This is a genomic window from Mycobacterium sp. E342 (assembly GCF_001667665.1).
Classification (GTDB): domain Bacteria; phylum Actinomycetota; class Actinomycetes; order Mycobacteriales; family Mycobacteriaceae; genus Mycobacterium.
The window spans coordinates 1-8,862 of sequence record NZ_LZJM01000033.1; the positions used below are offsets into that span (position 1 = coordinate 1).

10 protein-coding genes and 1 pseudogene are annotated in these 8,862 nt (G+C 69.0%); 4 read left to right on the top strand and 7 right to left on the bottom strand.

The genetic code is table 11. The annotated features are described in order from the left end of the window. The 3 genes and pseudogenes from A5692_RS01870 to A5692_RS28775 all read right to left on the bottom strand — a co-directional run. Positions 1-878, bottom strand: an 878-nt coding sequence (locus A5692_RS01870) for an ABC transporter ATP-binding protein (RefSeq protein WP_068051479.1), incomplete at its 3' end; no start/stop codon positions are given. Continuing rightward, on the bottom strand, positions 868-1,506 hold the full coding sequence (locus tag A5692_RS01875) for a TetR/AcrR family transcriptional regulator (protein ID WP_068051481.1): 639 nt from the start codon (positions 1,504-1,506) through the stop codon (positions 868-870). The genes A5692_RS01875 and A5692_RS01870, both read right to left, overlap by 11 nt. 79 nt (positions 1,507-1,585) lie before the next feature. Next, positions 1,586-1,684 (bottom strand): annotated as a pseudogene (locus A5692_RS28775) (methyltransferase); the annotation flags it as partial. 174 nt (positions 1,685-1,858) lie between these two features. Here A5692_RS28775 and A5692_RS01880 point away from each other — a divergent pair. Next, a complete protein-coding gene (locus A5692_RS01880) occupies positions 1,859-3,004 on the top strand; it encodes an Mrp/NBP35 family ATP-binding protein (RefSeq protein WP_102419852.1) in 1,146 nt (381 codons plus the stop codon). 10 nt (positions 3,005-3,014) lie between these two features. Here the strand turns inward: A5692_RS01880 and tatB are convergent, their stop codons facing one another. The 4 genes from tatB to sigE all read right to left on the bottom strand — a co-directional run bounded on the left by tatB (position 3,015) and on the right by sigE (position 6,406). Further along, on the bottom strand, positions 3,015-3,416 hold the full coding sequence (tatB, locus tag A5692_RS01885; RefSeq protein WP_068051483.1) for a Sec-independent protein translocase protein TatB: 402 nt from the start codon (positions 3,414-3,416) through the stop codon (positions 3,015-3,017). Further along, a complete protein-coding gene (locus A5692_RS01890; RefSeq protein WP_068051485.1) occupies positions 3,417-4,943 on the bottom strand; it encodes a S1C family serine protease in 1,527 nt (508 codons plus the stop codon). A gap of 187 nt (positions 4,944-5,130) precedes the next feature. Beyond that, positions 5,131-5,526 carry an anti-sigma E factor RseA gene (gene rseA, locus A5692_RS01895; RefSeq protein WP_068051487.1) on the bottom strand — a complete coding sequence of 132 codons (396 nt, stop codon included), beginning with the start codon at positions 5,524-5,526 and terminating at the stop codon, positions 5,131-5,133. 112 nt (positions 5,527-5,638) lie between these two features. Further along, entirely contained in the window at positions 5,639-6,406 is a 768-nt protein-coding gene (sigE, locus tag A5692_RS01900) for an RNA polymerase sigma factor SigE (RefSeq protein ID WP_068051489.1), read from the bottom strand. A gap of 202 nt (positions 6,407-6,608) precedes the next feature. Between sigE and A5692_RS01905 the strand changes: the two genes are divergently transcribed. The 3 genes from A5692_RS01905 to A5692_RS01915 form a co-directional block, all read left to right on the top strand. Beyond that, positions 6,609-7,277: an O-methyltransferase gene (locus tag A5692_RS01905; RefSeq protein ID WP_068051491.1), complete on the top strand. Its 669-nt coding sequence runs from the start codon at positions 6,609-6,611 to the stop codon at positions 7,275-7,277. Positions 7,278-7,356: 79 nt separating this feature from the next. After that, complete coding sequence (locus A5692_RS01910) at positions 7,357-7,995, top strand: TetR/AcrR family transcriptional regulator (RefSeq protein WP_068051481.1); 639 nt, start codon at positions 7,357-7,359, stop codon at positions 7,993-7,995. Further along, the coding region (locus A5692_RS01915; protein ID WP_068051493.1) for an ABC transporter ATP-binding protein at positions 7,985-8,862 on the top strand (878 nt) is incomplete at its 3' end. The genes A5692_RS01910 and A5692_RS01915, both read left to right, overlap by 11 nt.

An 8,862-nucleotide genomic window follows, 5' to 3' on the forward strand; every position in this document is an offset into this window, starting at 1 on the left:
CGCAGGAAGAGTTCCTCGAGCGTCGGCGGCTGGCTGACGAGGCTGCGCACGCCGGCGTCCCCGAGCGCCCGGATCAGTTCCCCGAGGCTTTCGCCGTCGACCTGGGCGCGCACGGTATAGCCCTCGATGCTGACATCCTCGACCCCCCTGATCCGGGTGAGATCGCCGGGGTCGCCGGTCATTTCGGCCCTGATGGAGGTGCGGCTGAGATGCCGCAGCGAGTCCAGTGAACCGCTCTCGACGGTCTTGCCGGCCCGGATGATGGTCACCCGTTCGCACAGCGCTTCGGTCTCAGCCAGGATGTGACTGGACAACAAGACCGTCGTGCCCCGGTCGCGCGCCTCGGCGACGCACTGCTGAAAGACATTCTCCATCAACGGGTCCAGGCCGCTGCTGGGCTCGTCCAGCAGCAGCAGCCGGGCTCGCGAGGAGAAGGCCGAGATCAGGGAGACCTTCTGCCGGTTGCCCTTGGAGTAGGTCCGCGCCTTCTTGTGCGGGTCGAGGTCGAAGCGCTCGATCAACTCGGTGCGGCGCCGGTGATCGATGCCGCCGCGCATGCGGGCCAGCATGTCGATGGTCTCGCCCCCGGTCAGCGTCGGCCACAGCGTGACATCGCCGGGCACGTAGGCGATCTGGCGGTGCAACTGCACCGCGTCGGCCCACGGGTCACCGCCCAGGAGGCGCACGGTGCCGCCGTCCGCCCTGACCAGACCCAGCAGGATCCGGATGGTCGTCGACTTCCCCGCGCCGTTGGGGCCCAGGAAGCCGTGCACCTCGCCTTCGCGCACGGTGAGGTCGAGGCCGTCTAGTGCGCGCACCGCCCCGAACCGCTTTGTCAGGCCGCGGATTTCGATGGGCGCGGCAGCGTCAACTCGCATGGGTTTCTCCTTCATCTTCGGCGGCCAGGAAGGCGTCGTACATGGTGCGGTCGACCATCAGCCCTTCGGTGTAGATCTCCAGCGCGGGCAGCACCATCTCGCGGGCATAGTCGCGCAGGACCGCCCGGATATCCGTTGGGGTTTCATGCATCTGCAGATACAGCAGAAAGCCGCCACCGCCGGTGATTCCCAGGTACCGGGCCCGGGCCTGCGGGTCCCTGCTGGGCTTGATGGTTCCTGCCCGCACGCCCTCGTCCAGGTACTCCTCGGCGTTGTCGATCATCCTGCGCCACAACATGTTCGCCAGTTCTCCGCCGGACTGCATGCTGCGGACCAGGTAGGCCATCATCGGCGCGTACGACTCGATCTCGGCCATCTGGGCGAACCAGGTGGCGGGGTCGTTCGACCTGAGCGCCTCGGACTTGCTGTTGCGGATCTCGTCGGCGATGTAGTCGTCACACGCCTTGCGCAGGCCCTCCTTGGAACCGAAGTGGTGGATGACCAGCGCCGCGCTCACGCCCGCGGCTTCGGCGATCGCGCGCAGTCCCACGCCGAACCCCTGCTCGCCGAACTGCTCGATCGCCGCGTCCCGGATCCGGGCGGCGGCGGTCAGGTCGGCTGAACGCATGTTCAGTAGACTAAACGTGCGTTCAGTCGCGAGTCAAGGGGGTGGCGCGTCAAGAATCCGTATCGGTTTGGCGCGCGGTCTAATCGCGCACGGCGGCCAAAATGCCGTCGCCGAGTGGCACCAATGCCGGGGTGAGCCGCTCGTCCTCGGCGATGAGCCGCGCCGCCTCCTGACCCGCAGGCGGCCCCGCCCCCGGCCGCACCACCGGTGGTGCAGGCGCCCCCGGCGTCACCGGCGCCGAAGCCGGCCGGCCCGCCGAACGCGGCCACGCCCAAGCCGCCCGGCCCCGTTGCGGGCGGCTGACCGGGTCGCCGCCAAACGCCGGCACGCCGCGCGCCTACACTCGGCGGTGATGTCCCGTCATGACGCTGCCGACCTGAGCGCGGCAATCCGCACCGCACTGGGGAAAGTGATCGACCCCGAACTACGGCGCCCCATCACCGAACTCGGCATGGTCAAGAGCATCGACACCGAGCCCGACGGCGGCGTGCACGTGGCGATCTACCTGACCACGGCCGCCTGCCCGAAGAAGACCGAGATCAGCGAACGGGTCACCCAGGCCGTCTCCGACGTCCCGGGCACTGGGGCCGTGAAGGTCACCCTGGACGTGATGAACGACGAGCAGCGCACCGAACTGCGCAAGCAGTTGCGCGGCGACGCCCGCGAGCCCGTCATCCCCTTCGCCCAGCCGAACTCGCTGACGCGGGTCTATGCGGTCGCGTCCGGCAAGGGCGGGGTGGGCAAGTCCACCGTCACGGTCAACCTGGCCGCGGCGATGGCGGCCCGCGGCCTGTCGGTCGGCGTGCTCGACGCCGACATTCACGGCCACTCCATCCCCCGGATGATGGGCACCACCGACCGGCCCACCCAGGTCGAGTCGATGATCCTGCCGCCCATCGCGCACGAGGTGAAGGTCATCTCCATCGCCCAGTTCACCGAGGGCAACACACCGGTGGTGTGGCGAGGGCCGATGCTGCACCGGGCGTTGCAGCAGTTCCTGGCCGACGTCTATTGGGGTGACTTGGACGTCCTGCTGCTGGATCTGCCGCCGGGCACCGGCGACATCGCCATCTCGGTGGCTCAGCTGATCCCGAGCGCGGAGCTGATGGTGGTCACGACGCCGCAGCTGGCCGCCGCCGAGGTCGCCGAGCGGGCGGGCAGCATCGCGATGCAAACCCGGCAGCGCATCGCCGGGGTGGTGGAGAACATGTCGGGCCTGACCCTGCCGGACGGGTCGACCATGCAGGTGTTCGGCGAGGGCGGCGGCCGACAGGTGGCCGAACGCCTGTCCCGCGCGGTCGGCGCCGATGTGCCGCTGCTGGGCCAGATCCCGCTCGATCCCGCGCTGGTGGCCGCCGGCGATTCCGGCACGCCGATCGTGCTGAGCGCCCCCGACTCCCCGGCGGGCAAGGAACTGCGCGGCGTGGCCGACAAGCTGTCGTCGCGCCGCCGCGGTCTGGCGGGCGTGTCGCTGGGGCTCGATCCGACGCGGCGCTAGCCGAGACCCGCTAGGTCGCGTCTGCGTCGAACGGCGTCTGACCGGGGATGTGTGGCTGGGGTTGCTGTGGCGGCGCCGACGGCTCCGGCGGGGTGAGGGCCGCCCCGTTGACCGGTCTGTCGAAGTTCCCGGTGAGGAAGGAATCGTCGCCGTCCAGCAGGTGCTTGGTCAGGGCGGCCCGCGGCGTCATCCCCCGCAGTCTCTGCAGTTCGCTCAGCGGAACCCGCAGATCGTCGAACTCGGGCCCGAGGTCCTCGCGCAGTTGGGTGGTCACGCCGCTGAGGTAGTCGCGAGCCTGGCGCAGCGCGGTCGATGTCCAGCGGATCGCGCCGGGAAGCCGCTCCGGGCCGAGGACCACCAATCCGACCACGACGAGGACCAGGATGTGCTCCCAGCTCAGGCTGCCGAACATCTAGCTGCCGTCGGGGTCGGGCTTGACGGTGAGGGTGACGTGCCGGCCGTCGCGGACCACCTCGATCGCGGAGTCCTGCCCGATGGTCAGCTGGCGCACGGCGACGACGAACTCGTCGGCGTCGGCGACCGTGCGGTTACCGACCTTGACGATGACGTCGTTCTCCAGGATCCCGCCCTTTTGCGCGGGGCTGCCCGCCTTCACGTTGGCTACCTGGGCCCCCGAGGCGATGGCGTTGCTCACCGAGCGGGTGCTGATCCCCAGCGTGGGGTGCACGATCTTGCCGTCCTTGATCAGCGTCTGCGCGACTTGCTTCGCCTCGTTGATCGGGATCGCGAAGCCGAGCCCACTCGCGCTGTCGGACAAGGACTTACCCGCGGTGTTGATGCCGATCACCTGCGAATCCATGTCGATCAGCGGGCCACCGGAGTTGCCGTGGTTGATGGACGCATCGGTCTGCAGGGCGTCGATGACGGTGTCGGTGTCCGAGCCCTCCCCCGACAACGGGACGGGCCGGTGCAGCGCGCTGATGATGCCGTGGGTCACGGTGCTGCGCAGGCCCAGCGGCGCACCGGCCGCCAGCACCTCGTCGCCGACGCGCACCTTGTCCGAGTCGCCGAACCGGGCCACGCTCAGGTTGTCGACGTTGTCGACCTTGAGCACGGCCAGGTCGGTCTTGGGGTCGCGGCCGACCAGGTTGGCCGGCACTTCCTTGCCGTCGTTGAACACCACGGTCGTCTTGAATTGGCTGGGGTTGTTGGCCGCCTCGGAGATCACGTGGTTGTTGGTGACGATGTAGCCGCGACCGTCGACCACCACGCCGGAGCCCTGCATGCCCTCCTGGTCGCTCTTGGACTCGATGGTCACGACCGCATTGGCGGTCGCGGCCGCCACCTTGGCGAAGCGACCGGCCGGGCCTTCGCCGTTGCCGTTAGTCGACAGTGTCACCTTCGAGGTGGTGAAGGCCTCGGCCACCTCGGCCGTCTTGCGACCGACCACCCCGCCGATCACCCCGATGAGCAACGCGATCAGCACCAAGACGAGCAACGCCAGGTAGGACACCTTGCCGCCGAACAGCACATCGCGCACACCGAGCTTGCCACCGTAGCCCTGCGGCCTCCGGGGTCCCGACGGGGCGACCGCCGGGGTGCCCAACGCCGCCGCCGCCGACGGGTCACGCCACGGATCGTCGGCCTCGTCCGGCCCGACGCCGTCTTTCTCGGCCGCCAGCGCGCCGGCGTCGACGGGGTGGCGCTGCAGCGTGTCGGGGCTGCCGACAGGCCGGCTGAACGCCTCCTGAAGCACGGGATCGGCCGGCTCGTCGTGGGGCCGGAACTCGCCCTGGTCCCGATACTTCGGCGGGCGGACGCGATCGGCCACGAAGGATCCGCGCAGCCCGTCAGGGCGGCTGAACAGTTGACGCGAGGCGGGGTCGACCGGCGGACGCGAGATGGGGCGCGGCGCCAAACGGTTGCCGCGGTTCTTGCCGCTGTCCTGCTTCTGGTCGAAGCCTTGATCGGAGGTCACGTTACCCCTTTGGATCCTCTTCTTGAGCGCTCGAGACGGGCCCTGCACCGGGCGAGATGTGCGACACCGGCGCGGTCGTGTCCACCCTAGTATCCACGGTTCGGCGCACCACGCCCGTGAGCGCACGGGCGGCGTGCGCAAAATTCGTCCGGATCAATTGCGGGGATTTCGAAGAGGAGGTATCGAGCTAGCGGCGCTTGCGCTGTTCACGGGCGTCGCGGTCAGCAAAACGGTCGGCCGCCCGGCTGCTCGCATCGTCGGGCGAGTCGTAGGGAATCTCCGCCAGCATCCCGAGCAGCGTGCTCGGGATGCTGATCGGGTGCGAGTCCCGTAGCGCCGCGCGCGCCCGGCTCTGATCGTCGACCTCTGCCGCGCACTGCGGGCACAGTGACAGGTGATGCGCGGCCCGCAGGTGCGCGTTCATCCGCAACTCACCGTCGACGAAGGCCGCGATGGCCTCCACGGAAAGGTGCTCGGTGGAACCGAACTGGCGCGGGGCGCCGACGGGTGCATCACTTTGAGAGGCGAACTGAGCGGGAAGCCAGGAGAAAGCGCGCCGGAAGACATGTCCTCGATCGGCCATCGCCGGGTCCTTTCGTTGCGCCTACCCCTCGAATGTAGCGCGAGGCGGGGCGCAATACCCCGTCTACAGGCGGCGAAACCGCCGGCATCGCGGGAGGCCGGTGTTCGCCCGGCTACGCCGACTCGGCGCGCAGCGCGTTCCGGCCGGAACCGGGTTCGGGATGCGCGGCCAGGTAGTCGCGCAGGGCCTGACGTCCACGGTGGATGCGGCTGCGCACCGTTCCCAGCTTCACGCCAAGCGTCGCGCCGATCTCCTCGTAGGACAGGCCCTCGACGTCACACAGGACGACCGCGGCGCGGAACTCCGGCGGCAGCGAGTCCAGCGCCGCCTGCAGGTCGGGGCCGAGCCGCGAATCGTGGTAGATCTCTTCGGGATTCGGCTCGTCGGCGGGCACCCGCTCGTAATCCTCGGGCAGCGCCTCCATCCGGATCCGGGCGCGCCGGCGCACCATGTCCAGGAACAGGTTGGTGGTGATGCGGTGCAACCACCCCTCGAACGTCCCGGGCTGGTAGTTCTGCACCGACCGGAAAACGCGGATGAACGTCTCCTGGGTGAGGTCCTCGGCGTCGTGCTGATTGCCGGAGAGGCGGTAGGCCAGCCGGTAGACCCGGTCGGCGTGCTGACGCACCAGTTCGTCCCACGAGGGCATCGTGGACTTGTCCCCGGTCGCGTCGAAGACCGCGGTGCCCTGCAGCCCGTCGGACGGCTCCACCCACTCGTCTGCGGGGCAGTCCTGCGCGTGCGACATGCTGGTAGGGCCCAAAAGCGTGGTGATGATCAGATCCTCCGAATCCGTCCTGCCCAAAAGCGACAAGTCGTCACCGGCGGCAACACGTGGCCGCCAGTCCGTATTCCCGTGCCAACGCGCTCCGCGATCCATAGGGACACCGTCGCGTATCGGCGTATGTGCGATATATGAACAATCTGAGCTCAACCTGAGAAACCGGATCGTTACCATCGCTGCGCAGGAGATATCCGCCGCGATGTGAAGCTAAACGCCTCGACGTTGCCGGGCGTGTCGTGGCGGGACGACTTAGGCGTGCCACGCCGGGACGCGCACCGAAGTGGAATACGCTGCGGGCATGGACGGCACCGACGCAGAAACCCCCGGCCAGCCGGCGCCCAGTCGAGCCGAATCCCTCTGCGCGCACGCCGAGGGGTCGATCTCGGAGGACGCGCTGCTGGCGGCCGCCCGCGAGCGCGCGATGGACATCGGCGCGGGCGCGGTGACCCCGGCGGTGGGTGCGCTGCTGAGCCTGTTGACCAAACTCAGCGGCGGCAAGGCCGTCGCCGAGGTGGGCACCGGCGCGGGAGTCAGCGGGCTGTGGCTGTTGTCCGGCATGAGCGACGACGGCGTCTTGACGACGATCGACATCGAGCCCGAGTATCTGCGGCTCGCCAAGCAGGCCTTCTCCGAGGCCGGGATCGGGCCGTCGCGCACCCGGCTGATCAGCGGCCGGGCCCAGGAGGTCCTCACCCGGCTGGCCGACGAGTCGTACGACCTGGTGTTCATCGACGCAGACCCGGTTGACCAACCCGATTACGTCGTGGAGGGCGTGCGGCTGCTGCGCTCCGGCGGCGTCATCGTGGTGCACCGGGCCGCCCTCGGGGGGCGTGCCGGCGATCCCGCCGCCCGCGACGCGGAGGTGGTCGCGGTACGGGAGGCGGCGCGGCTCATCGCCGAGGACGAGCGGCTCACCCCGGCATTGGTGCCACTCGGCGACGGCATTTTGGCCGCCGTGCGCGATTAGACCGCGCGCCAAACCGATACGGATTCTTGACGCGCCACCCCCTTGACTCGCGACTGAACGCACGTTTAGTCTACTGAACATGCGTTCAGCCGACCTGACCGCCGCCGCCCGGATCCGGGACGCGGCGATCGAGCAGTTCGGCGAGCAGGGGTTCGGCGTGGGACTGCGCGCGATCGCCGAAGCCGCGGGCGTGAGCGCGGCGCTGGTCATCCACCACTTCGGTTCCAAGGAGGGCCTGCGCAAGGCGTGTGACGACTACATCGCCGACGAGATCCGCAACAGCAAGTCCGAGGCGCTCAGGTCGAACGACCCCGCCACCTGGTTCGCCCAGATGGCCGAGATCGAGTCGTACGCGCCGATGATGGCCTACCTGGTCCGCAGCATGCAGTCCGGCGGAGAACTGGCGAACATGTTGTGGCGCAGGATGATCGACAACGCCGAGGAGTACCTGGACGAGGGCGTGCGGGCAGGAACCATCAAGCCCAGCAGGGACCCGCAGGCCCGGGCCCGGTACCTGGGAATCACCGGCGGTGGCGGCTTTCTGCTGTATCTGCAGATGCATGAAACCCCAACGGATATCCGGGCGGTCCTGCGCGACTATGCCCGCGAGATGGTGCTGCCCGCGCTGGAGATCTACACCGAAGGGCTGATGGTCGACCGCACCATGTACGACGCCTTCCTGGCCGCCGAAGATGAAGGAGAAACCCATGCGAGTTGACGCTGCCGCGCCCATCGAAATCCGCGGCCTGACAAAGCGGTTCGGGGCGGTGCGCGCACTAGACGGCCTCGACCTCACCGTGCGCGAAGGCGAGGTGCACGGCTTCCTGGGCCCCAACGGCGCGGGGAAGTCGACGACCATCCGGATCCTGCTGGGTCTGGTCAGGGCGGACGGCGGCACCGTGCGCCTCCTGGGCGGTGACCCGTGGGCCGACGCGGTGCAGTTGCACCGCCAGATCGCCTACGTGCCCGGCGATGTCACGCTGTGGCCGACGCTGACCGGGGGCGAGACCATCGACATGCTGGCCCGCATGCGCGGCGGCATCGATCACCGGCGCCGCACCGAGTTGATCGAGCGCTTCGACCTCGACCCGCACAAGAAGGCGCGGACCTACTCCAAGGGCAACCGGCAGAAGGTCTCCCTGATCTCGGCCTTCTCCTCGCGAGCCCGGCTGCTGCTGCTGGACGAGCCCAGCAGCGGCCTGGACCCGTTGATGGAGAATGTCTTTCAGCAGTGCGTCGCCGAGGCGCGCGACCGGGGCACGACGGTCTTGTTGTCCAGTCACATCCTGGCTGAGACCGAAGCGCTGTGCGAACGGGTGACCATCATCCGGGCCGGCAAGACCGTCGAGAGCGGTTCACTGGACTCGCTGCGGCATCTCAGCCGCACCTCCATCAGGGCCGAAATGACCGGCGACCCCGGCGATCTCACCCGGATCAGGGGGGTCGAGGATGTCAGCATCGAGGGCTATACCGTGCGCGCCCAGGTCGACGGCGAAAGCCTCGGGGAACTGATCCGGGCGCTCGGGGACGCCGGCGTGCGCAGCCTCGTCAGCCAGCCGCCGACGCTCGAGGAACTCTTCCTGCC